Genomic DNA, 23,699 nt, shown 5'->3' on the forward strand with positions numbered 1-23,699 from the left:
TTTTAAAACTGAGCCAGTCTCTTGCTTTTTTATCAAATGACCATCATCAATAAATTACATTTCAATACTTGGTGATATTTTCTTTTACTTAAAAAATAATTTGAGGTGAGTTAATTTGACGAGTTTCGATTTTTTCCTAATAATTATCTATTTTGCAGTCCTAATTACTATTGGTTTTCTTAGTATTAAAAAAATCAAAAGCCAGGCTGATTATGTTGTAGCAGGTAGGAGGCTTGGCTATGGTTCTTTTGTTCCTGCGATGGCTGCAGTAGTTCTAGGTGGAGCATCGACTTTTGGAGGCACAGCACTCGGATATCAATTCGGAATATCAGGCATGTGGATGGTTACTATGATAGGTCTTGGGATTATCGGGTTTGGTTTATTTTTTACTAACAAATTAGGTAATTTAAATATATTTAGTGTTAGTGAATTACTAGCAAATAGATTCGGGTTTAGTAGCCGACTGTACAGCGCTATTATTATAATTGTATATAATATTATGGTTATGGTGACCTCCACCATTGCTGTAGGTGTATTATTTTCGACCCTCTTCGAATGGTCTCTCTTCTTTGCTATTTTCATTGGAGGTGCAGTTGTTGTAATTTATACTTTATTAGGAGGCATGTGGGCTGTAACAATGACTGATGTCATGCAATTTTGGGTTATGACTATCGGATTGATTTTGATTTTACTTCCATTTAGTTTTTTTCAACTGGGTGGTATTGAAGGATTAACAACGAAAATAAGCAGTGACCATCTAAATTTATCCAATATGGGTTGGGACAGAGTTTTTTCTTACGCCTTGCTATACTTTTTCGGGATGATGATAGGACAAGATGTTTGGCAAAGAGCGTTTACAGGTAAGAGTAAAGTTGTCGTTAAGAATGGTACAATAATAGCTGAATTTATTGTGTAATATATGGAATATCCGGAGCACTCATTGGTACTTTTGCTAGTGTTCTAATTCCTAATCTTATTGATCCACAACAAGCTTTACCAACTCTTATTGTTACTATACTTCCAACTGGGCTTATAGGGATAACACTTGCAGCGGCAATTTCCGCAGCTATGTCTACAGCATCAGGTACATTGATGGCTGCTTCAACAGTTTTTATAAATGATATTATATCGCCTTTGAAAAAGATAAAAACAGAAAAGAACAAAATACGTTTTACTCGATTGGCCGTATTAGGAATGGGTGTAGTAGGAATATTTATTGCTTCCGAACTACAAAACATTGTATTAGCACTTGATTTAGCATACGCACTGCTTTCCGGTACTTTGTTCATTCCTATTGTTATTGCTTTATTCTTCAAGTCAGTATCTAAAAAGGTTGCATTGTCTGTAATGATAGTTAGCTCACTTGTTGTAATAACTACTCTTATTATTGAAGGCATTACTTCTTTAAATGCCATTATTTATGGCTTAATTGCGGGATTAATCACCGTCTTCTTAGGAAACCTACTATTAAAAGAAGAAAAAAAATCTAAAAAAGCTGCCTAATTTAAAGTTATATATTAATAGGAGGCTTTTGTAATTATACTACTTAAAATTCACAAAAATAAAAGACAATTTAATAAGCTCTCGTATAAAATCAATGAAATGCATCAAATTTTATACGAGAGCTTTTACTAGGTGTTCTACAGGATCATTATAAAAGATGATATTGCTTCTCTAAAATTATACTTATAAAAATACGGCACCTCCATTCGGGCTTAATATCTGACCACAGAAAAAGTTCCCTTCATCAGAAGCTAGTAATAAAGCCGCTGCTGAAATCTCTTCTATTTTTCCTAGTCGCTTTAATGGTATATCTTTTTCTTTTTCAATCCACTCTTCATTCATATCACTTAAAATCATATCTGTTTCTACTGGACCAGGCGCTAATGTATTTACTAAAATATCTGGAGCCAGTTCTAGGGCTAAACTTTTCGTAAAGCTATTTACTCCTCCTTTTGCTGCTGTGTAGTGCGTAAAGTTCTCTCTACCTTTTAAGGAAAGTTCCGATGAAATATTTATTATCTTTCCAACTGAATCTTTATCCATCAGTGGGATTAGATACTTGGAAGTTAAAAATACACCCCTTAAATCAACATTGATTAGTCTATCCCAATCTTCTACTGCCATATCAACGATAGGAGATTCATTTCCAATAGTTCCTGCATTGTTTATCAGGATATGGATATTCTGGAATTATTATTTCTTAATTATCTCTTTTCCTTTGTACAAGATCTCTTCCTCTTGTTCAAATGATAGTGTATCGAGCCTTTCATGATAATATCCATGGTGTCCAATCGGATGATTATCTTCGGTGATTCTTTCAATTACAGTTGGATCTAATTCTGCTACTGCCCCTGGAACAAAGAAATTTGCTTTAAGATCATTATTTTTGAGAGTTCTTAATACTCGGTTTAAACCAACTGTTCTCCCTTATGTTCCAATAGATAAGAGTGACATTCTTGACTTGTTTTTTTCATCAAATAAAAAAGGTGTTTCCGCATCTATATCAAAAGATAGAACAACTGCCATCTTCTTTTGATTTGGTCACTCCATTTTGCGTTCTCCTTTCCGAGTATTTATTTCATATAGTTACTTATCAGTATGCAAAGCTAAAATTGAAATAAATTCATATACAATAGCTGCACCTAATTGTGCTGTTATTTCGGAACTATCTAGTGCCGGTAATACCTCAACTACATCAAAACCAACATAATTTAAATTAGGTAAGTTACGCACATAGTTAAGCCCTTCATAACTAGTAGCACCGCCAGGTTCAGGAGTCCCTGTACCTGGAGCATATGCTGGATCAAAGAAATCAATATCAAAAGTTAAGAACACTGGATTGTCGCCTACTCTTTTTGCAATACGACCTTTTAATTGTTCTGCTGAAATTTGGCGGAGTTCATCCATTGTTATAACTTCAAATCCCATATTTTTTGCTTCATCAACATCACCCGGATCATAGACGGTTCCCCTTAAACCAATCTGAATAGAACTATTAGGATCAATTACATTTTCTTCTAAAGCCCGCTTAAATGGTGTTCCATGTGTATATTTTTTCCCCCAATAGTTATCCCATGTATCACCATGCGCATCAAAATGAACTAAACTTATTGGTCCATAATGGTCTGCTAACCCCCTCAACTCTCCCAAAGTAAGTGAATGATCCCCTCCTAAGCCAATTGGAATAACATTATTCTTTGCAAGAAATGAATAATTCTCCTTAATGATTTGATAAGTATCATGAATATGACCTGGGATTAGTGGTAAATCTCCATAATCTATAACTGAACAATGATCAAACGGATTAATTTTGTGATATGCATTTGAAGGTCTCAGTAACATTGAAATCTCTCGTATACCTGAAGGTCCAAAGCGTGCCCCGGAACGATAACTTGCTGCTGTATCAAATGGTAATCCAACAATAGCAATATCAACATCTTCAGTTTTTTGTAAATGTTGTAGCTTCATAAAAGTACGTACTCCTGTATATCTAGGTGCATGACTGTGGTTCATAGGTCCATATTTAGGTGTTTTCATTACATATCCTCCTCAAGTAATTTAATTTTTTGTTTGATTAGAATAAATGAAATTTTCTATATTATACCTACTACTGTAAGTATTTTCATTTAGCGAAACGTAAAACATACTTCTTATTATTTTAACTTTTTGTCCAGAATAAAACAAAAACGTAGGCTGCCCTCTAAAGGCTCTCCCTACGCTTGGTTTAACAAATATAGTCAAGCTTGTAAAAGCAAAGAAGAAAATAGCAACTGCTACAAATAGTGCTCCAAGTCAGTCACAAATGCACTAACCCTTGTTTTACAGGGGGAAACTTCAGCAGCCCCCGTTTCAAACGTCTCACTACCAAAAAACAGCAGCATTAGAGAAAGCTCCCCCTGAACTCCCCCAAGCAATAGCCGATCGATTGAATACCTCCTGGTTGCACCGAAATACTTTCTCCGTTAATACACGTTGTAGCTCTGACCTGTCTGCGCCCCGTATACACTCTTCTTAAATGCTAAAGCAACCTGTCGTGGATATAAAGGCATCCACCGGACCAACTTGTTCAAACATCGCTTTAATACTTTCTTGTGACGTAATATCAACCGTTACATCCGAGTTATTACGACTTGCTTTTATAATTTCTATCCAGTCGCCTTCCAACTCCTTTACGACTGCTTGCCCAATCGTTCCACTTGCTCCTACTACTAAAACTTTCATTCTTTAACACTATCTTTCTATTTATAGTGCAGACAGCTGATTGATTAGCTGTCCGTTTTCATTGTTGCTTCAGTGCATCCTGCCGTCTTTTCTCTTATTCATTTATTTCTTTGCAAAGTGAAATCTTATTCCGCGGGGGTTTCTTCACTCCCACGGAATGTTAGTTAAACCAATCGGGCTGTTACAGGCTGTTAATCTCCCACTTAGAATTTTTGGTTTTTCTCAATACTTGAGGGAGTTTTACAGCTAGTTACACTTCGATAAAACACATTAGCAAGCTGTGCAAATTCCTCCATGCTCAAGGATTCGCCCCGTCTGCCGCCATCAATCCCAGCCCGGTCCATTACTTTCTGTATCTCCGTCTTATTCATATCCGTAAATAGGTTTGCTAAATTATTTCGTAACGTCTTCCTTCGCTGGGCAAAGCTTGCCTTAACGATTCGGAAAAAGAAATCCTCATCCTCTACATGGACTGGTGGCTCTTTACGTAACTCCAGCTTTAGAATGCCGGAATCAACATTCGGCTGCGGATTAAATACGGTCTTCGGCACATTCATGACCACTTCCGCATTCGTATAATACTGAATAGCAATCGTTAAGGAGCCGTAACTTTTACTATTTGGTTCAGCTGCCATCCGCTCTGCCACTTCTTTTTGAATCATGACCGTAATACTTTCAACCGGCAACTGGTCATGGAGCAGTTTCAAAAGAATCGGTGTTGTAATATAATATGGCAGATTAGCGACGATGCGGATCGGCTGATTTTCTTTGAATTGTTCCTTGATTACTTCAGTGACATCCGCTTCTAATATGTCCTGATGGATGATTTCAATATTAGAATAGGCCTCTAAAGTGTCATCTAAAATCGGTAACAGGCGCTGGTCGATTTCAAAAGCGACAACTTTGTCCGCATGGATTGCAAGTTGCTCAGTCAAAGCACCGATTCCCGGACCGATTTCAATGACACCTGAATCTTTATCCACACCTGCATGCTTTAAAATATTTTGTAAGATGTTTACATCAATAATAAAATTCTGTCCTAAACTCTTTTTGAAAGCGAAGGCATATTTTTTCAGAATTTCTTTTGTCTTCGATGGGGTTGCAATATATTTGGTTGACATGTCAATCCTCCTGCTGGATGGCTTCTACTGCCGCTTCAAACTCTTCTTTGGAAATCTGGAACTGATTTAATCGTTTCAACAATTGTTTCCCGTTCGTATGGCCAATTTTCAAATGTTCTCCTAGCTGTTTTCTACGTTCACTTGCTTCTCTTACACCGATGAGGCGATTGATGAGAAGATCTTCTTTTGTGATTTCTCCTCGTGTTTCTTCGGTGAGTTCATATACTTTACGGAGTGCTTCTCTTATTGTTTCCGGGCTAGCGTGTTCAATGCCCAAACTCCTGTTATGCGCATTTTTCGCCCGTGCTTCGTCCTGGGTAAGAAATGCATGCTTACAACCGGGAACGGCCTGGTCTATGATGTGACGAATACGCTGGCCGGGATAGTCGGGATCGGTAAAAATAATGACGCCCCGCTTTTCTTGCGCGTGGCGAATCCGGCTAATGATTTCTTTATTAACCGCAGAACCGTTCGTCTCAATCGTATCTGCCTGGATTGCCTGATTAATTTTAGCTGTGTCGTCTCTTCCTTCCACGACGATGATTTCTTTTATCTTCAAAACTTGCCCTCCACGTAAATAAAGCTCTTCCCATGATTTTACCATGAGAAGAGCATAATTCCTAAAATAAGTATTAGTCTATGATTTTCACTTGTACCGTACGTACTCCCCAATCATATGCTGCACCCTGATTCGGGACATGCACATCAATACGGTTTCCACGGATCGCACCGCCAGTGTCTCCAGCTACAGCTTCCCCATAGCCTTCCACCCATACTTTTGTGCCAAGCGGAATGACATTCGGGTCCACTGCGATTACTTTTTGATCTGGGTTGGCTTTTAAATTGATTCCAGTAGTCGTAACACCCGAGCAACCACCACAGGAAGCAGTGAATGCACTTGCAGTAACTGTTAGCGTTTTCCCGCTACTCTGTGACTCCTCCGATTTGTTAGCAAGTGTAACAAGCCCTGGATCCGCTTCTTGGACAGGCTCTTTCGTACCGATTGCTACTACACGGTTCTTGCTCTCTTTCGTAACTTCTTCTTCAATTATTTCCCGGGAAACTTCTTCCCCATTTTCTTTTGTAATCTTATACTTCTTTACAACTTGGCCATCTTCTCCTTGGGTAATAACCTTTTCTTCCCCTTTTTGCAGTGTGCTATCTTCTTGTTTCTCCGTTTCAAAAGCAACTGCCTCTTCTTTTTCCACCGTCTCTGTTGTCACACGAACAATATCAACGGTCGTATCCTTCTTTACCTTTTTGTCTAAAGCCGGCTTGATCTTATCAGCATCATTCAGCTCGATGTCATTCTCCTCTAGCAATTCTTCTACCGTGCCACCAGTGGTAGGAATGGTTAGCTCCTTACCGCCATCAACGACTGCAACATCAAATGCCTGCCTCACATCGATTTCCATACCATCCTCAATGAACGCACCATCTTCATGGGAAACCTCGTCATGCTGGGAGAAGGTTAGATCTTGCTGTTTTAAAAATGCTAATACGGTATCTTCTGTTGTATAGAAACTCTCAGGCTTCCCGTCAATTGAAACGGTTACCTGCTTTGCTGTCTTATAATCGATTGTCATTCCGTTTTCAATTGGTGCTTCTTCCTCATGTGATAGTTCATCATGGGCACCAACTGCAATTCCCACTTCTGAAAATAGTTCTGCCACTGTGTTTTTGTGGGTGTTCACAACTTGTTCTTCTCCATTGTCTACGATGATTACTTCTTTTTTTGTTGCTTCAACTACTAGTAAGCTCGTAAATAAAACAAGTGCTAAGACACCAATACTCGAAAGAACCATTTTCGCTTTTGATGCTAGCATAAGCTTATGAAAAATTTTCATGCTCCTGCCTCCTTGTACGAAACCGATTATATTAATACGTATATGTAAAGTCAAAGCTATTCCGTTTACAATCAAATTACAATTCAATTACAGTTCGATTGTGGATATATTTCATAGCCTCTAATCGGTTGGGAGACAAGGGTTACAAAATTATCTCTTTATTCAGATTAATAGTGTTTAGCATGTAAATTCTAGCTTATTAGGGGATGGATGTTTCTGGAAATAAGACATTGTTTACATTTATATAACAGAAATGAAGGAGTTCCGACATAGTTTTACAAAGTTTTTTCTTAGTAGAGGAAATATAGGAGAACTAAAGGAAAAAGACTGAGATATAACGAATCCCAGCCTTTTTATTTAGATGACAGAATATCCACCGTCGATAAAGAGGTGGGTACCTGTTATAAAAGTCATTATGGGAGCCATCCCTTTATATCGATGAGTTATTTTTAGAATATACAGCACATCTAAATTTCAAACTCTGATAAATCCTTTAATACATGAGTTGGCTGTACGTCATAAGTCAAAATATCTTCTCGTTTTGAAAAGCCACCCTCAATGTAAATGGTTGGAATTCCTGCGTGTATTCCTGCTAAAATATCCGTAAAATAATTATCACCAATCATTGCCACATCTTTTCTTGAAAGACCTATTAAATCTAAAGCCTTTTCCATAATGGTACTATTTGGTTTTCCAATAAAAATAGGTTCCATACCTGTAGAAGCACTAATAACAGATGCCAGTGCACCATTTCCTGGCATTAACCCTCGTTCTGTCGGAAGCGCCAAGTCCCCATTCGTTACAATAAAAGTTGCTCCATTATAGATTGCTAAACAGGCTTGAAAGTATTTTTCATAATTTATTTCACGGTCCAGTCCAAATACAACATAATCGGCTTCTTCTCCTTGTTCAACAAGAGTCAGCCCTTTCTCCTTCAGAGCTGATTGAAGACCCATTTCACCAATCATATAAATTCTTGCATTTGGGTTCTGGTCATAAACATACTGAGCAGTCGCCAATGAAGATGTATAAATTTGTTTTTCTGTAACCGGGTAGCCAAATGACTTCAATGCTTCTACAACCATTCGTGGTGTCTTTGTTGAATTATTAGTTAAAAACAAATAAGGTATTTCTCTGTCGTGTAGTTTTTTTACAAACTCTAATGTTTCCAGAATAACTTCTTTTCCACGATAAGCAGTGCCATCTAAATCAATGAAATATCCTCTATACATCCTAATCCTTCTTTCCAACTTTTATTATGTCTTTGAAATATCCATAAACCCTTCTCCAAACACGTCCCGCACATCATGGATTGCAACGAAAGCATCTTTATCCGTTGCCTTTACAATTTTCTTTAATTTAATCACTTCTTGTTTGCTAATAATGATATATAGAATTTCTTTTGTGTCTTTCGTATAATATCCATGTCCAGAAAAGACGGTAACACCCCTACCAATTAATAGATTTACCTGTTCGGCAATTTCATCCGGATTTTTGGTTATAATTGTAGCAGCTTTTTTCGGATTTAAACCCTCAATAATAAATTCCATTACTTTTGTTCCAATGTATAGCATAAGAACGGTCAACATCACTTTTTCTACCCCGATGATAAAGTAAGACCCCATGACAACAATTAAATCAAAGAATAACAGGCCATAACTGATACTCCATCCCAAATATTTATTCGTGATACTAGCAAGAATTGCCGTTCCCGCAGTCGTACCCCCGACTCTAATAATTAAACCAATCCCGACACCTGCAAAGACCCCGCCAAATATCGCATTAATAATAATCTCATTTGAATCAACATTCCAGCTCTCTGTTAGATGCAAAAATAGCGAAAAGAATAATATCGTAATAATCGTATAAACGGTTGTTGTTTTTCCTAAAAACCGATAACCTACGACGAGTAGAAATGAGTTTAATATGAGGTTAACAAGTCCGGGTGACCATTCGAACATATAGTAAAATATAATCGTTAACCCCGTTACTCCCCCTTCACCGAGCTCATTTGGTATAACAAAAAGATTAATCGATAGGGCGAATATCAAGGAACCTATTATAAGAAAAATAATATCTATTATTCTTTTCTTCATAACAATCTCACATCCTTTACTTGACTTAATTTTAATTTAAACAGAGAATGATTAACAAAACAAATTTATATTAACTAGACCATTAATTACTTTCATAATGGTGGGCTTACTGTTACGATCCAGCGGTATGAAATTCATGCGATTAAAAGCCTGAAGATGAATTAGGATTCCGCCTGTTAATCCGTAATCGTTCTGAGATTAGTTTAACAAGACATCAATATGAATAATATCCTGTTCGAGGAAGCGGCCGCATTAGTCGGAATGGAAACAGGTTGTATTAAGATCGGAACTTTTTCAAGTGTTACGACAAACTGGATGCCGACGATTTTTAAAGTATTTAAGCAGAGTTATCCGGGGATTTCAATTGAATTTGTTGAAGATGATTTTGACGGACTCGAAGATAGAGTAATCGCTGGAGAACTGGACTGCTGTTTTACAACAAAACCGGCTGGTAAAAATATTGAATTTATCCCTTTAAAAAGAGACCCACTATATTGTATCGTATCGGAAGCAAGCCCCTTACACAAACAGAAAAAGAGGAAAATGAGTCAACTGGAGGAATATCCGTTGATTCAGCCGGAAGTAGGCTGGGACAATGAAATCTATGAATTATTTCACCGACATCACATTGAGCCAAATGTAAAATATAAAATTTCGGACGATCATTCGATTTTTTCCCTAGTTGAAGCGAATATCGGGATCAGTATCCGGCCAGGACTCGTATTAAAACATTATTGGCATCATATTATCCCACTTGAATTTGAAAAGGAGGCATATCGGGTGATCGGAATTGCACATACTGACCAAGCATCACCTGCGACGAAAAGTTTCATTTCTAAAGTGATAGAGTTGTATCAAGATGACGAGTAAATAAGTTGGGACAAATAAAGTGAAACTTCATTCAGTGGGGGTTTCCTTTCCTCCCCACTGAATGTTAGTTGAACAGAATCAGGTATTTACGGACTGTATATCCCACACCCTCATATGTTGGGCTTCCCTCCTGTTTAGAAGTGGGGGTATTACAGACCGTTAATGCATGATAAAGACTTGATCTCCAGCCGTCCCATCTTTTTTAGTTTGATTCTATATTATAAAGATGAATTGCATTTTTCGTTGTCGCTTCAGCAACTTCTTCAAGCGTTATCCCCCGCAGCTCAGCAATTTTCTCAGCAACAAGCTTAACATAAGCTGGTTCATTACGCTTCCCACGGTTCGGATGTGGTGCGAGATAAGGTGCATCGGTTTCAATTAATAAGCGGTCCAGTGGCACTTCCTTCGCTACTTCTTTCGGTAGCGGGGCATTTTTAAATGTGACCGGACCACCTAACGAAATATAAAAATTCATATCTAAACAGCGTTCGACATATTGGACGGAATCATTGTAACAGTGCATAATGCCACCAACCGTATGGGCTTTTTCTTCTTCGAGAATTTGAATAATATCTTCCGTAGCTTCCCGATTATGGATAATAATCGGCATGTCTAATTTTTTCGCCAGTCGTATCTGTTTCCGAAACACTTCAGCTTGAACGTCTTTCGGGGATTTATCCCAGTGATAATCGAGCCCCATTTCACCGATAGCAACAACCTTTGGATGCTCCGATAACTCTTCAATCCAAGTTAATTCTTTATCTGTCATATCAATCGCATCGACTGGATGCCACCCAATAGCTGCATAAATCGTCTCATACTGTTCCGCTATTTCAATGGCAAGGGGAATCGTTTCATGGTCAAAGCCAACAACGGTCATATGCGTAACCCCTGCATCAAAGGTACGCTGAATCGTTTCTTCGCGGTCTTCTTTAAATTGCCAAGCATTTAGGTGGACATGTGTATCAAATAACATTCTTTCAGCTCCTTTATATAAAGAAAAGAAACCCTGCTCCATGTGGCAGGGTAATTCTTTTTTATAGGTTTACGATATTAATGAACCATTCGGTACGTCTTGAGGTGCTTCAATAACGGTAAGTTTCCCGTCAGCTTCTGCAGAAAGAATCATACCTTGACTCACTTCTCCACGCATTTTACGTGGTTTCAGATTCGCGACAATTACTACCTTTTTACCTATTAATTCTTCCGGATTCGGATAGTGCTCGGCAATCCCGGATAAAATCTGACGATGTGCTTTATCGCCCGCATCAAGGCGGAATTTCAGCAACTTGTCCGCGCCTTCCACTTTAGCGCATTCGATCACTTCCGCAACCTTCAGTTCTACGCGGTCAAATTGATCAATTTTAATCTGTTTCTCTTTGCTTGAGACAAGCTCCGTTTCTTCTGGGTCCCATGCTTCTTCAGCAGTATCACCAGTCATTTGAGAACGGATATACTCCGCTTCTTCTTCTACATCAAGACGAGGGAATATTGGTGTCCCTTTTTTAATAACTGTAACATTTTCAGGGAAGTTCCCAAATTGAATGTCTTTCCAATCACCTGCTGTATCAACATTCAACCCGAGCTGTTCGAAAATCTTTTTCGGTGCGTGAGTGAGGAACGGTTGTAGCAAGGATGCAGCGATTCGCAAGCTTTCCGCCAAATGAATCATAACGCTTGCCAGTTCCGCCTGTTTGTCTTCCTCTTTTGCAATCTTCCACGGCTCGGTTTCATCAATATATTTATTCGCACGGGAAATCAGACGCCATACAGAGGCGAGCGCACTACTGAACTGCATTTTCTCCATCTCTGTCTGATAATCCGCAATTGCTTCTGCCGCTGTCCGTTGCAAGTCTTCATCAAATGCAGTAACGTTCCCTTTGTAGCTTGGAACTTGTCCGTCCAGATATTTATTGATCATTGCGACCGTACGATTAAGTAGGTTCCCTAGGTCATTCGCAAGGTCGAAGTTGACACGGGAAACGAAATCTTCTGGAGTAAAGACCCCATCACTTCCAAAAGCAACCTCACGCATCAAGTAATAGCGCAGCGCATCTAATCCGTAGCGTTCAACAAGCATTTCTGGATAGACGACGTTCCCTTTTGATTTCGACATTTTCCCGTCTTTCATTAATAGCCACCCATGGGCAAAGACTTGTTTCGGTAACGGTAAATCAAGGGCCATCAACATAATTGGCCAGTAAATCGTATGGAAACGGACAATTTCTTTACCAACCATATGAACATCTGCCGGCCAGTATTTATTAAATAGCTCATCATTTTCCGTACCATATCCAAGTGCGGTAATATAGTTCGTTAAAGCATCAATCCATACGTACACGACATGTTTTGGATTGCTTGGAACAGGGATACCCCAAGAAAAGACGGTACGCGATACTGCCAAGTCTTCCAGTCCCGGCTTAATAAAATTATTGATCATTTCATTTTTACGGGATTCCGGTTGAATGAATTCAGGTTGTGTTTCGTAATATTCAAGTAAGCGGTCTGCATACTTACTCATTTTAAAGAAATACGATTCCTCTTTGATCAGTTCAACTGGATGTCCACTGTCCGGGGATTTCCCAGCAACGATATTTCCGTTCTCATCGTATTCCACATCGACTAATTGTGTTTCTGTATAGAACGTTTCATCTGGAATAGAATACCAGCCTTCATACTCATCAAGATAAATATCACCTTGTTCAAGGAAACGTTCAAATATATCCTGTACAACTTTTTTATGGGTTGGCTCGGTTGTACGGATGAATTTATCGTTGCTAATTTCAAGCAACTTCCAAAGTTTCTTCATTCCTTCTGCCATTTCGTCCACGTAGGCTTGCGGTGAAACATTCAACTCTTCTGCTTTTTGTTCAATTTTTTGTCCGTGTTCATCACTTCCTGTAAGATAGAACACATCATATCCGGTCATTCGTTTATACCGCGCCATGACGTCACAGGCGATTGTGGTATACGCATTACCAATATGTAGCTTTCCACTTGGATAATAAATGGGTGTTGTTATATAAAAGGTGTTTTTCGAATTACCCATGGTGAACCTCCTCATTAGTATCTTTCTACCTAAAATCTATTGTAACGATTATATAAGAATTTGCCAAATACCGCAAAAGCGATAAGCCTCATGTCTTAGCCAATCGGCAAGTCTTCTTTATCCCGTCATGAGGTAAAGGAAGTCTTGCTAGTAGCTGGGTGCTGGATCTGGGCGTGGTAGTTAGGCTATTACAAAAAGCTAAAATTGTAATTGGTTATAATTGGCTAAACCGCGAATATAAGATTGTTTTCGACAAATGGATTCATCAATTTTCTAACTAATGAATATTTTGAGAAATAAAATTGACATTATTTAGTGATGTTGTTATTCTATTGCTAAGTAAAGATGTTGCTATTTGTATTCTTTTAGTTTAACTAGAGTTATCAGTAATTGCAGAATATAGAGATAAATATAAAGTATCTGCGATTATTTAGATAAAGAAAACAAGGAAATTGGCAGCGTACATATAAATAGCGCCATTTCCAACATTATCTGGGGAGGATAAAAATATGAAATCTACTGGAATTGTTCGCAAAGTCGATGAGCTTGGGAGAGTCGTAATCCCAATCGAGTTAAGACGTACACTGGATATCCACGAAAAAGATCCGATTGAAATTTATGTGGATGATGACAAAATTATTTTACGGAAATATGAATCTCGGATGGAGTGTCAGATTACTGGTGAAGTATCCGATGATAACTTGCTTCTCGCGGGTGGCAAACTCATCCTAAGTAAAAATGGAGCCGCTGCGCTAATTAAGGAAATTGAATCCCGCTTAGTTAACTGATTATTACTACCCTATAGGGGTAAGTTCCTTCATAAGCTTTAAAAATAAATGAACTGGGTTGAATCTGCACCCAGTTTTATTTTTGTGTAACTCCTAGTTCTGAATATGATAGTTTTGGTAGACTTCCCGCTTCGGAATTCCTCGGTCTACTGCTGTTTGCTTAATTGCCTCCTTACTCGATAATCCTTCCTTATCCATATAGTGTTCGACATGCTCTTTCATATCGAGCCCTGCCCACCAGTCTCCTTCAGTATCTGTCTCATCCTCACTTGCTCCTTCTACGACGATGACGAACTCACCCTTCAATTCATTTGTTTCCGTCCAAGTGAGCACTTCTTCCATTGTTCCACGAATATATTCTTCAAAACGTTTCGTAAGTTCCCGGGCTAATGCAATTTCTCTATTTCCTAATGTTTCATGTAGAACATTCAGTGTTTGTTTTACCCGGAATGGGGATTCATAGAATAGGAGCGTTGCTGGGATTGATCTTAACCGTTCAAGTACTTCCACCATTTCTTTTTTCTTCCGTGGCAAAAATCCATAAAAATAAAATTCTTCAGTAGAAAGTCCTGAACCGACAAGGGCACTAAGGGCAGCGTTTGCGCCTGGTAAAACAATGACTTTAATATTACGCTCCAATGCGGCTTCAACAATATCTGTACCCGGATCAGAAATGGCAGGCATTCCCGCATCACTTACAACAGCGATTTTGGCTCCTCTTTCCGCTTCATTGATCAGCTTTTCTACTTTTTCTTTCTTCGTATATTCATGATAACTCGTAAGCGGGGTAGTAATTTCAAAATAATTGAGGAGTTTCCTCGTATTGCGCGTATCCTCTGCTGCAATAACAGTCGCCGTCTTTAACGTATTCAACGCTCGGTACGTAATATCCTCTAAATTCCCAATCGGTGTGGGAACAAGGATAATGGCACCTTCTATTTCATTTGCAAAGCTTTTTTGAATCATCATTTCCGCACACACTTCTTTCTATTAGCCCCGATTAACACTTCCTTCTGAGGACGTGGGAGTTGCTTGATTTGATATTCCCGTTGTAATGCTTCTTCCTTTGTCGGAAATTCCTCTATATGTACCACTTCAAAGGGGCCTCGGCCTCGGGTATATTTTGCCCCTTTCCCTGATTCATGCATCATGAGCCGGTGGGCAAGATCGTTTGTATAGCCTGTATATAACGTATTATCCTTACATTTCAACATGTAAACGAGATGTGCTTTAGCCATAGATAATGCTCCTTGCTTCCTCCGTATAGCTTCCATCGTCATTATAAATATATAATGGAGGAAGAAGTTTGATATCCGGTTTCCCGTCTCGAATCCCTTCGACTAGTAGCATGTTCGCTTCTTTTCCATGCTTTGGATAAACAAACTGGATCCGTTTGGGTTCTATTCTTTCCTGCCGGAAGCGTGCAATAATATCAACGAGTCTTCCCGGCCGGTGAACCATTGCAACTTTTCCGCCTGGACGGACGTGTAATTTACATGCTTTAACAACATCCTCTAACGTACAATAGACCTCGTGCCTTGCAATCGTGAGGTATTCATTTTCGTTATGCTCCGTTGCTTTTGGCGAACGGAAATAAGGTGGGTTACACGTTACTACATCAAAACTGCTATGACCAAGCACTGGCAGCATTTCCTTTAAATCGCCGTGGATGACAGAAAGCTGATCATTAAGGTTATTTAACGTGATATTTCGCTCTGCCATTTGATAAATCCGTTCTTGGATTTCCACACCTGTAATCTTCGCATTGCTCCTTTTCGACAATAGTAAAGGGATGACGGCATTTCCCGTACATAAATCGAGGATTGTCCCACGTTTGATTGGAATACTTGCAAAATGGGCAAGCAATACTGCATCAAGTGAAAAGGCAAATGCTGTTGGGCTCTGGATAATTTTCATCGACTCATCGGCCAATAAGTAATCGAGTCGTTCGTCACCATATAGTTTTACCATATTTGAATCCTTTCTATGCTAACACCTTAATAAAGTGAAAACTTCATTCAGTGGGGATATTACAGACCGTTAATTCGTGAGAAAACTGCCCTATTTTTTATAATAGGACAGTTTTAGCTAGTTCGTTATTTTCTCTTTGCAAAGAAATCCAGACAAAAAATACAATCTTCATTTTGTCGTGGACTTCCAAATTCTAAATTACAAATATGAAAACCTTCATCGTAAAGCCTTGCAAGGTTGTCACGGCCTTCACCTGGTAAGTATTCTTTCGTATCTTCATCTTTATTGTTTTGCTTCTGTTTTTCTTTTTCCTGATTCGTTTGCTCTAAATGATTGCGCAAATTGTGATTCTCTACTTGCAGGCGATGATTTTCTTCAAGCACGCTACTCAGTTGCCCTTTCAATTCGCCAAGTCGTTCATATAGTTCACCAATTTGCTTTTCCATATCGGCAACCTGGTCAAATATTTCCCTATTATTCACGCCCACTCACCTCTTCACTACTTTGTGGCCTGCGCTAACATTCCTTCTTCGATCATTTCATCCAATGTATATTCAATCGTACGTTCTTGTTCTTTTAATTCTATGTGTACGAGTTTTTCCAGGATATTTAAACCAACAACCTTGCCCTTACCGTGTGGCGTTTTAATCGCTTCGCCAAAGTCTGGAAGTTCTCTTTTAGCTTCTTCATAATGATCATTTTCATACTTCAGGCAACACATCAAGCGGCCGCATAATCCGGAAATCTTCGCTGGATTAAGGGACAAGTTTTGATCTTTTGCCATTTTAATCGATACCGGCTCAAAGTCACCTAAAAAGGTCGAACAACAAAGCATACGTCCACATGGTCCAATACCACCAAGCATTTTCGCTTCGTCACGGACACCAATTTGCCTTAATTCGATTCTTGTCTTGAACATCGCTGCGAGGTCTTTCACAAGATTACGGAAATCGATCCGGCCGTCTGCCGTGAAATAGAAGATGATTTTATTCCGGTCAAATGTATATTCCACATCAACCATATTCATCTCCAGTTCATGTTCTATGACCTTTACAGAACAGGCTTCCATTGCTTTCTGGGCTTGTTTCTGATTCTCGACAACGGTGCGTTTATCTTCATCGGTCGCTACTCGAATCACTTTCTTGAGCGGGAGGACAACATCTTCCTCGTCCACCAGCTTACTCGCAATAACAACTTTCCCAAACTCGATCCCGCGAATTGTTTCCACAATTACATAACTATCCGGTGTAATCTGTTCTTCCCCTGGATCAAAATAATATATTTTACCCGCCTTTTTAAAGCGGACACCAATTACTTCTATCATTCTATTTTTTTCACCTCTTCATTTTCAGTACGAGCTGCTCCATTACTAATGTAGGCTGGACATTTTGTGAGAGTTTCCGTTTTGCCTGGATGACGTAATCAAGCAGTTTCGATAAATGATGTTGTGAAAATTTCATCGAGCTCTTCTCGAGTAATGCATCCGCCGGTTTGAAAACGGTCATCGCATCCTCATTCCCAATATGGTAATAGAGGACGTCACGCAGGGCAAGGAGTAATATATCAAGCCCTCGGTCGTGATCATCTCTCTCTTTAAAATGTGCGAGCCATTTACTGTGGAGATAGAGATAAACATTCTCATGATTCGTGGTGAGCATTTCAATTAATTGTAACACTAGCTTTCTTGCTTCCACAAACCATTCGTCTTGGACAACCTGGAACGCATCATCCAAATTATTCGTCAGAGCACTCATCAAGGTAGCATCCTGCTCCCGCATCCCTTCTGTAACCAACTGTTTCCGGAATTGGATAGGATTGAGGGGTTTTAAATCAATGACCTGACAACGAGAACGAATCGTTGCTAGAATCGCTCCACTGTTCTCCGTAAGCATCATTGCTGTCGTCTGTTTACTCGGTTCTTCTAAAAACTTCAGGAGACTGTTCGCTGCATTTACCGTCATCCGGTCCGCATGTTTAACAACATACACCTTCTGATTGGATTCCATCCCTGAGTAGGAGAATTCCTTTTGCAAATGCTGCACCTGCTCCTTCGATATGGATAAACCTTCTGGCTCGATCCAATGAACGTCCGGATGGTTGCCAGAAGTGATTCGTTTACAATTAGTACAGGTGTTACAAGGCTCAGCCCCTTGTCTATTTTCACAGAATAGACTCTTTGCCATGACAAGGGCGATCTGTTCTTTTCCAGTTCCTCGTTCACCTTGTAAAAGATACGCATGAGAAATTCGGCCTTTTTCTATACTGTTTGTGAGAATCTGAGTTGCCATTGGCTGTATTTCTGTTAATTCAGACCAAGTATTCATGGGTATCCTTCCTTATCATCTAGCGCTTTCGCTTTTGTTACGTCTAGCTCTAGCGCCCAGCGACTAGCAGATTTCCTGCTCCTCCGTCGATAAGTCAACATCAGCTTCCTTTGGTCGCTGTGTTTCCTTTATCTCCTGCGGACCAGTCCAATCTGTACGTCGCTGAACGGGCGCTTTCGCTTTTGTTACGTATATATGTTAATCAGCAAACCCTTGATTTCGCCTATAAGGTCAAGGATATCTACCGTCTTCTTTTCCTGATTCATCACTTCTTCTGTGAGTTCCAATAGCTTGTCATCAAGCTCTTTAATAATCGTCAGTTTACGGCTGCTGCCATCGAAACTGAACGAATGTCCGTGTTGTAATTTATAACCGGTCGAGACTGTTTCTTGTAAAAATCCTTTGATCATTCGTTTAAATTTAACAAGCTCCCGCATCGTGCGGTAGTGTGCTAATTTTTCCCCTTGCTTTGAAATGTTTTGTATTAATTGCTGCAGTTCTTGCTGTTTCAAATTCTGAGATTCAGATTGTACTAATTTTTGGAAGGACTGGGTCTCCGCATGAATTGGCCTAGGGATCTTTACTTCTGTCTGCGATTTTATTTCCTGGCTGATTTTCATTCCTTCTCCACTCCTTCCATTTTTGTGCTTTTCTAAGGAAAAATAAAATAAAATCCTCTGTATTACAAAATTGCGAGCAATGGCCACGTCCAGCACCAGTGCCCAGCAAAGTCCAAATGAATTACTTCTTGAGTAAGCCTCGATGAGGAATCTTCTTAAGGCTTTGTAAAACGACTTATCCTGTAAAGGCGCTTGCGCCTTTGTTCGCTTTAGAATTGAATAAATGATTCAATCGGTACGACAAAGACGGTTGCGCCACCAACTTCGACTTTAACTGGCTTCGGTATATACGAATCAGCGCTTCCTCCCATTGGTGAAATTGGAGCAACCATTTGTTCACGCTGGGAGCAATTTTCTTTAATAATATCTAGAGCTGCATCAACTTCATCGTCATTACAACCAATCATTAAAGTCGTATTACCTTCTTTTAAAAATCCTCCTGTTGAAGCAAGTTTCGTCGTTTTGAAATCTTCTTCCGCCAGCGCATTAACGAGACGAGTGGAATCCTTATCTTGAAGCACAGCAAAAATTAATTTCATTGGTTTAGTCTCCCTTCTTATTTTAAATAAGCTAAAATACAATCCAATGCACTTCTCTCAACATCTTGGAAGGCCTGGTTGGCATTGATTTTTTGAATGCGGTTTGGATACTGCTCATGAAGCAATTGATAACCTTCATACACTTTTTCATGGAAAGCAATTTCCTCTAGATCTAAACGGTTCTTCTCTCTATTCTTATTCGCCGCAATCCGCTCTAATCCCTTTTTTGGAGCGATATCAAATAATAATGTTAAGTTCGGCATCACATCCTGGATGGCAAATTGATTAATCTGGAACACTTCCTCCATTCCAAGGCCCCGGGCATACCCTTGGTAGGCGAGGCTTGAGTCGATAAAACGATCACAGAGCACAATTTTTCCTTCGTCGAGTGCAGGAAGGACTTTCTCTACCAGATGCTGTCTGCGGGCTGCGGCATAGAGTAGTGCTTCTGTGCGTTCCTCCATCTTCGTGTTCGCACGGTCATGGAGGATCGTGCGGATTTGTTCCGCAATGTCAATTCCACCCGGCTCTCTTGTTGCTACAACTTCATAGCCCAGGTCTGTTAATTTATCAGTTAATGCGTGGAGAACGGACGTCTTTCCCGCTCCTTCCACACCTTCAAACGTTATGAATTTTCCCTTCACTGCTTTTTCTCCTTCAGGTTATTACTTAAAAATACGGATACCTTCATTCCGCTGTTGAATTCGTACACCACGGGCAGTAAGCTGTTTAATTGCTTGGATATGCTCGCGGGTCACCACTTCTCCTTTTAATATAAAAGGAATTCCCGGCGGGTAAGGAATAACTGGCTCAGCGGCAACTTCCCCGATACTTGCTTCTAAGGGGATAAGTTTAGTTTCCAATCCTTCCATCTCTCTATAGGACAAAGCTAATTCTTGCCATTTGCTAGCAAAAAAGTTTACTACCTCTATTGTAGCATGATTTCGCTCGTTTTTTAATTTTTCATTGACAGAATGGATGACTTTTTTCAAGCGATTCCATTCAGTAAATGGTGCGAGCCCGAAAATAAAAAGAATTTGCCGCTCCGTCACGAGCTCCGGGTATATTCCTTGCGCTTCAAAGAGCATGGCAGCCTCTTTTGCAGTATACCCATCTTTCAGTTGAATTGTTAATTTTAATGGATCGTTGGATGGGATAAGTTCCCATTTGTCGAATGTTTCGGCTGCGAATAGTGCTCTGATTTCTTCCGCGTCAGTAAGTGCTTTCTGAATCGTTTCTTCCGTCTGATTGGCAAGAAAATAGCGCGCGATATCTAAAGAAGCCATGAGCGGATAAGATGGGCTGCTTGATTGAAGCATTTGTAATCTGTAAGCTAGGCTTTCTTTCGTGACACGTGTTGAATTTATATGTAAATAGGAAGCCATTGTCATTGCTGGAGCCATTTTATGAGCGGAGTGTACAACAACGTCTGCACCAAGTTTTAAGGCGGTAGACGGAAACGGATTTCCTAGACTAAAATGGACTCCATGTGCTTCATCAACAAGAACAAGGGTGTTGTTTTTATGAGCGAGTTCAATCATTGCTTTTATATCATACGTCCGTCCAAAGTAGTCTGGGTACGTCAGAATAACAGCTTTTGCATCTGGATGTTCAGCAAGTGTGTCCGCGAGTGTTTCGTATGCTGGACTTGTGAACCTATGAACTTCTGAGTCGTATTCCGGTGCGATAAAAATTGGCTGCGCACCAGCGAGTTCGAGGCCATTCATGATAGATTTGTGACAGTTGCGCTGGACAATGACCTTCTCTCCTTGCTTACAGGTTGCGAGAATCATGGCAAGATTGCCTACCGTACTCCCATTGATCAAGAAGAAGGTATGATCAGTTTGGAAAAACTCAGTTGCGAGCTCTTCTGCTTCAGCAATTGCTTCTTGGGGAGCGTGCAAGTCATCGAGGCCTGGAAGCTCAGTCACATCAAGCTTCAAAATGTGCCCATAATATGTCTGTGCTTGTTCCGGAAATACTGCACCATTTTTATGGCCAGGCACATGGAAGGAAAGTGGGTTGGTTTCGGTGAATTCTTCCAGCATATGTAGAATTGGAATGTTTTTTTGCTTCATTGGTGGGCACCTCCTCCTGTTAGGTATAGTTTAACATAGAGCTTGGCTGGGCGGGAGGGTGCTCAGTGGTCCCAGGAACCCTCCCATTTGTGAACCTCAGCATTTGAGTTGTTAACTTCGGCATTTGCAAATTTACAGTACATTTATTCAAACGGAGCTGTTGGAAAATGAGATATTGTTCATAGGGGAGAAAGCCCAAATTATATTGCAGAGCGTGCTCTCCATGATAGCCTGCACGGAGATTCTTCGCTTGTTGCTCCACGTTCCCTTTTTCCTTATGGTGAGAAGGAAGTCTTTCATTCAAGGCTTCAATTTGAAGAAGTTCAAGTGGGGGTGTGAGAGGTTTAATAATCAACGGAACCCTACCTTTCTTTATTTAATTGTCACAGCATCCTTATATTCGTGATAGTGGAAGAAAATCCTGCATAACAACGAAAAAGCCCCTTTTAGAAAAATGTCTAAAAGGGGTTTCGCTTAATAAATATGTTCAACCTTATAACCATCATCTTCAATCAATGAAACAATGCTTGGTTCTTCCACCATATGCATCGCACCGACAAAGACAAAATACGTTTCACCGCTATCTTCTTCAAGCAGTTCAAGAATCGTGTCTGCCATGCCGATATTACGATTCTTATTCATTTCCTCCATGTATTCTTCATAGCCATCAAAACTTTCCTCAACATCTGTTGTTCCACTCAATTCTTCCGTTGCACCACTCAACCAGTGTGCGGTGATTTCATCTAATCCTTCCGCCATATCATCATAATTTAAAATAGCATTTTCCAGCATTTCGAGTTGTAATTCATCGGAGAATCCTGATAGCATCATGAGCTGTTCTTCAAATGATTCCAGTTCTCGGATTTCTTTTCCATCCTCGGCCGCTCGGTCTAAGAAATATTGGTCCACCGCATATTCTGGACTATATTCCGTCTCCTCCAGCGCAAATTCCATCAGCAGCATTTCCATGAACCACGGCTTGAATTGCTGAACCATTTCGATGCTCATGCCATTCTCTTGAAGGATTTCCTCTAAAGCTGCATATGTATCCCCGGTTAAATCATCAGCTATCGTCTGGCCGTCTTCGTACATGGCAAGCTCCATCATCAACGTTTGAGAAATGCTGGGATCGACCTCATTCAAATCAATTTCAGGCAGAACAACATCAGATTCTTCATAAGCATCCTCAATTTTTTTATTTAATGGATAGAAATCTTCATTGCCTACATGAATCGTCCCTTGCAGATAAACAGTCGTGTCCTCATTTTCTACTTTCCAGAGAAAACCGCCATCGTTCCGCTCCTCGGCCGTATCACTTTGACAACCGAAAAGCACGGTAACCATGACAATCATCGTAAGTACAATTTTCTTCAACTAATCACCTCTTTTTCATATGGACAAATCAATTATAACTATTCAGAAAGTTAAAAAGAAAACTCTCATCCAGAATACCATGCTGGTAACTGACTTTGCAAAAGTTTTCTGTCTTTGTCTTTAGATATAAATGCAAAATAAAAAGCCTTTGCGAAAACAAAGACTCTAGGAAAATAACTGTTGCTGGTTTACATTTTTTAGTTTTTTCACATAGTAACGGTACTTCTCTTCGCGTGGTTCTGTGTGGATTATATTATATTCGCACTCCTTGCAGATAAACATCGTGTATAAATGAATCCCATGCTCCTTATCTTCCTCACAGATTCCGCAGTGTTTCAGCGCTTTAGCTTCCATCTCCCCACCTCCATGAGCATAGTATCTCCTAATCTGTTGTATCTTATTCACAAAATGTGAAAAATGCTATTTTCATAATAAAAATGGGCGTATGGAGGCAAGAAGGTAAATAGAATGTGCACACGATTGGGCGGAATCGGGACAAATGCACTGACCCCATGTCCCAGTTTTACAGAATGAAGACATGGAGGGCTACGAGGGACCCGACACCGAATAGTCCAAGTAGGCCGGAGACGAGGGCGGTGAATAGGTTAATTGGGACGTGGATGCCGAAGTTTGCCCCGAATACGTTGACGAAGAATAATAATAAAACGCCAATTACTAGTTTCACAGACCCTTGTCCAATTATTTTCATTGGCTTGACAGGTGCTCCAATGGTGAGGAGCAAGACAATAACGGAAATCATAATGATAATGATTAAAGTTGAACTCATTTCTTACACTC

The 23,699-nt window shown here is 39.8% G+C and carries 28 protein-coding genes and 1 pseudogene; 4 read left to right on the forward strand and 25 right to left on the reverse strand.

Annotated elements, in window-relative coordinates; all coding sequences use genetic code 11:
- Positions 1-115: 115 nt before the first annotated feature.
- On the forward strand, positions 116-916 hold the full coding sequence (locus GN217_RS19165; RefSeq protein WP_156855272.1) for a sodium:solute symporter family transporter: 801 nt from the start codon (positions 116-118) through the stop codon (positions 914-916).
- Between the two features lie 59 nt (positions 917-975).
- Positions 976-1,503, forward strand: coding sequence for a sodium:solute symporter family transporter (locus GN217_RS19370; protein WP_370459715.1), 528 nt, complete (start codon positions 976-978; stop codon positions 1,501-1,503).
- A gap of 183 nt (positions 1,504-1,686) precedes the next feature.
- Here the strand turns inward: GN217_RS19370 and GN217_RS03500 are convergent, their stop codons facing one another.
- The 9 genes and pseudogenes from GN217_RS03500 to GN217_RS03540 form a co-directional block, all read right to left on the reverse strand.
- Positions 1,687-2,184, reverse strand: a complete 498-nt coding sequence (locus GN217_RS03500; protein ID WP_156855273.1) for an SDR family NAD(P)-dependent oxidoreductase — start codon at positions 2,182-2,184, stop codon at positions 1,687-1,689.
- A 12-nt stretch (positions 2,185-2,196) separates the two neighbouring features.
- Positions 2,197-2,400: pseudogene (locus tag GN217_RS19375) on the reverse strand (polysaccharide deacetylase family protein); the annotation flags it as partial.
- Between the two features lie 189 nt (positions 2,401-2,589).
- Positions 2,590-3,540: an agmatinase gene (speB, locus tag GN217_RS03510; RefSeq protein ID WP_156855274.1), complete on the reverse strand. Its 951-nt coding sequence runs from the start codon at positions 3,538-3,540 to the stop codon at positions 2,590-2,592.
- A 474-nt stretch (positions 3,541-4,014) separates the two neighbouring features.
- A complete protein-coding gene (locus GN217_RS03515; protein WP_156855275.1) occupies positions 4,015-4,224 on the reverse strand; it encodes an NAD-dependent epimerase/dehydratase family protein in 210 nt (69 codons plus the stop codon).
- Between the two features lie 203 nt (positions 4,225-4,427).
- Positions 4,428-5,345, reverse strand: coding sequence for a 16S rRNA (adenine(1518)-N(6)/adenine(1519)-N(6))-dimethyltransferase RsmA (gene rsmA, locus GN217_RS03520; RefSeq protein ID WP_156855276.1), 918 nt, complete (start codon positions 5,343-5,345; stop codon positions 4,428-4,430).
- A 1-nt stretch (position 5,346) separates the two neighbouring features.
- The gene (rnmV, locus tag GN217_RS03525; protein WP_156855277.1) at positions 5,347-5,904 is read right to left on the reverse strand and encodes a ribonuclease M5; all 558 of its coding nucleotides are present in this window, start codon (positions 5,902-5,904) and stop codon (positions 5,347-5,349) included.
- A gap of 73 nt (positions 5,905-5,977) precedes the next feature.
- Complete coding sequence (locus GN217_RS03530; protein WP_156855278.1) at positions 5,978-7,192, reverse strand: resuscitation-promoting factor; 1,215 nt, start codon at positions 7,190-7,192, stop codon at positions 5,978-5,980.
- A 467-nt stretch (positions 7,193-7,659) separates the two neighbouring features.
- The gene (locus GN217_RS03535) at positions 7,660-8,424 is read right to left on the reverse strand and encodes a TIGR01457 family HAD-type hydrolase (protein ID WP_156855279.1); all 765 of its coding nucleotides are present in this window, start codon (positions 8,422-8,424) and stop codon (positions 7,660-7,662) included.
- Positions 8,425-8,448: 24 nt separating this feature from the next.
- The gene (locus GN217_RS03540; RefSeq protein WP_156855280.1) at positions 8,449-9,288 is read right to left on the reverse strand and encodes a YitT family protein; all 840 of its coding nucleotides are present in this window, start codon (positions 9,286-9,288) and stop codon (positions 8,449-8,451) included.
- A gap of 219 nt (positions 9,289-9,507) precedes the next feature.
- Between GN217_RS03540 and GN217_RS03545 the strand changes: the two genes are divergently transcribed.
- Positions 9,508-10,158: a LysR family transcriptional regulator substrate-binding protein gene (locus GN217_RS03545; protein ID WP_156855281.1), complete on the forward strand. Its 651-nt coding sequence runs from the start codon at positions 9,508-9,510 to the stop codon at positions 10,156-10,158.
- A gap of 202 nt (positions 10,159-10,360) precedes the next feature.
- On the opposite strand, the gene GN217_RS03550 is transcribed toward GN217_RS03545, so the two are convergent.
- Positions 10,361-11,134 carry a TatD family hydrolase gene (locus tag GN217_RS03550; RefSeq protein ID WP_156855282.1) on the reverse strand — a complete coding sequence of 258 codons (774 nt, stop codon included), beginning with the start codon at positions 11,132-11,134 and terminating at the stop codon, positions 10,361-10,363.
- 69 nt (positions 11,135-11,203) lie between these two features.
- Entirely contained in the window at positions 11,204-13,207 is a 2,004-nt protein-coding gene (metG, locus tag GN217_RS03555; RefSeq protein ID WP_156855283.1) for a methionine--tRNA ligase, read from the reverse strand.
- A 509-nt stretch (positions 13,208-13,716) separates the two neighbouring features.
- On the opposite strand from metG, the gene GN217_RS03560 reads away from it, so the two are divergent.
- Complete coding sequence (locus GN217_RS03560) at positions 13,717-13,995, forward strand: transition state genes transcriptional regulator AbrB (RefSeq protein ID WP_156855284.1); 279 nt, start codon at positions 13,717-13,719, stop codon at positions 13,993-13,995.
- A 93-nt stretch (positions 13,996-14,088) separates the two neighbouring features.
- Here GN217_RS03560 and rsmI read toward each other — a convergent pair whose 3' ends face one another.
- The 14 genes from rsmI to GN217_RS03625 form a co-directional block, all read right to left on the reverse strand.
- Positions 14,089-14,964: a 16S rRNA (cytidine(1402)-2'-O)-methyltransferase gene (rsmI, locus tag GN217_RS03565; protein ID WP_156855285.1), complete on the reverse strand. Its 876-nt coding sequence runs from the start codon at positions 14,962-14,964 to the stop codon at positions 14,089-14,091.
- A complete protein-coding gene (locus GN217_RS03570; RefSeq protein WP_156855286.1) occupies positions 14,961-15,233 on the reverse strand; it encodes a GIY-YIG nuclease family protein in 273 nt (90 codons plus the stop codon). Before GN217_RS03570 ends, rsmI begins: the two co-directional genes overlap by 4 nt.
- Entirely contained in the window at positions 15,226-15,966 is a 741-nt protein-coding gene (locus GN217_RS03575; RefSeq protein WP_156855287.1) for a tRNA1(Val) (adenine(37)-N6)-methyltransferase, read from the reverse strand. The genes GN217_RS03570 and GN217_RS03575 overlap by 8 nt, the downstream gene beginning before the upstream one ends.
- Positions 15,967-16,091: 125 nt before the next feature.
- On the reverse strand, positions 16,092-16,448 hold the full coding sequence (yabA, locus tag GN217_RS03580; protein ID WP_156855288.1) for a DNA replication initiation control protein YabA: 357 nt from the start codon (positions 16,446-16,448) through the stop codon (positions 16,092-16,094).
- A gap of 17 nt (positions 16,449-16,465) precedes the next feature.
- Positions 16,466-17,290 carry a PSP1 domain-containing protein gene (locus tag GN217_RS03585; RefSeq protein WP_156855289.1) on the reverse strand — a complete coding sequence of 275 codons (825 nt, stop codon included), beginning with the start codon at positions 17,288-17,290 and terminating at the stop codon, positions 16,466-16,468.
- A 10-nt stretch (positions 17,291-17,300) separates the two neighbouring features.
- Positions 17,301-18,290 (reverse strand): DNA polymerase III subunit delta', encoded by a 990-nt coding sequence (gene holB / locus GN217_RS03590; protein WP_156855290.1) that lies wholly within the window; start codon positions 18,288-18,290, stop codon positions 17,301-17,303.
- 185 nt (positions 18,291-18,475) lie between these two features.
- Positions 18,476-18,910, reverse strand: coding sequence for a YaaR family protein (locus GN217_RS03595; protein WP_156855291.1), 435 nt, complete (start codon positions 18,908-18,910; stop codon positions 18,476-18,478).
- Positions 18,911-19,119: 209 nt separating this feature from the next.
- Positions 19,120-19,449, reverse strand: a complete 330-nt coding sequence (locus tag GN217_RS03600; protein ID WP_156855292.1) for a cyclic-di-AMP receptor — start codon at positions 19,447-19,449, stop codon at positions 19,120-19,122.
- 17 nt (positions 19,450-19,466) lie between these two features.
- A complete protein-coding gene (gene tmk, locus GN217_RS03605) occupies positions 19,467-20,093 on the reverse strand; it encodes a dTMP kinase (RefSeq protein WP_156855293.1) in 627 nt (208 codons plus the stop codon).
- Between the two features lie 21 nt (positions 20,094-20,114).
- The gene (locus tag GN217_RS03610) at positions 20,115-21,527 is read right to left on the reverse strand and encodes an aminotransferase class I/II-fold pyridoxal phosphate-dependent enzyme (protein WP_156855294.1); all 1,413 of its coding nucleotides are present in this window, start codon (positions 21,525-21,527) and stop codon (positions 20,115-20,117) included.
- Between the two features lie 19 nt (positions 21,528-21,546).
- Positions 21,547-21,882: a hypothetical protein gene (locus GN217_RS18665; protein WP_198042581.1), complete on the reverse strand. Its 336-nt coding sequence runs from the start codon at positions 21,880-21,882 to the stop codon at positions 21,547-21,549.
- A 119-nt stretch (positions 21,883-22,001) separates the two neighbouring features.
- Positions 22,002-22,901 (reverse strand): TraB/GumN family protein, encoded by a 900-nt coding sequence (locus GN217_RS03615; RefSeq protein WP_156855295.1) that lies wholly within the window; start codon positions 22,899-22,901, stop codon positions 22,002-22,004.
- Between the two features lie 165 nt (positions 22,902-23,066).
- Positions 23,067-23,255 carry a sigma factor G inhibitor Gin gene (locus tag GN217_RS03620; RefSeq protein ID WP_156855296.1) on the reverse strand — a complete coding sequence of 63 codons (189 nt, stop codon included), beginning with the start codon at positions 23,253-23,255 and terminating at the stop codon, positions 23,067-23,069.
- A gap of 169 nt (positions 23,256-23,424) precedes the next feature.
- The gene (locus GN217_RS03625) at positions 23,425-23,688 is read right to left on the reverse strand and encodes a pro-sigmaK processing inhibitor BofA family protein (RefSeq protein ID WP_156855297.1); all 264 of its coding nucleotides are present in this window, start codon (positions 23,686-23,688) and stop codon (positions 23,425-23,427) included.
- Positions 23,689-23,699: the final 11 nt, after the last annotated feature.

Origin of the sequence: Oceanobacillus sp. AG, from assembly GCF_009746545.1 — a bacterium.
In the GTDB taxonomy this organism is placed as follows: Bacteria; Bacillota; Bacilli; order Bacillales; family Amphibacillaceae; genus Oceanobacillus; species Oceanobacillus indicireducens.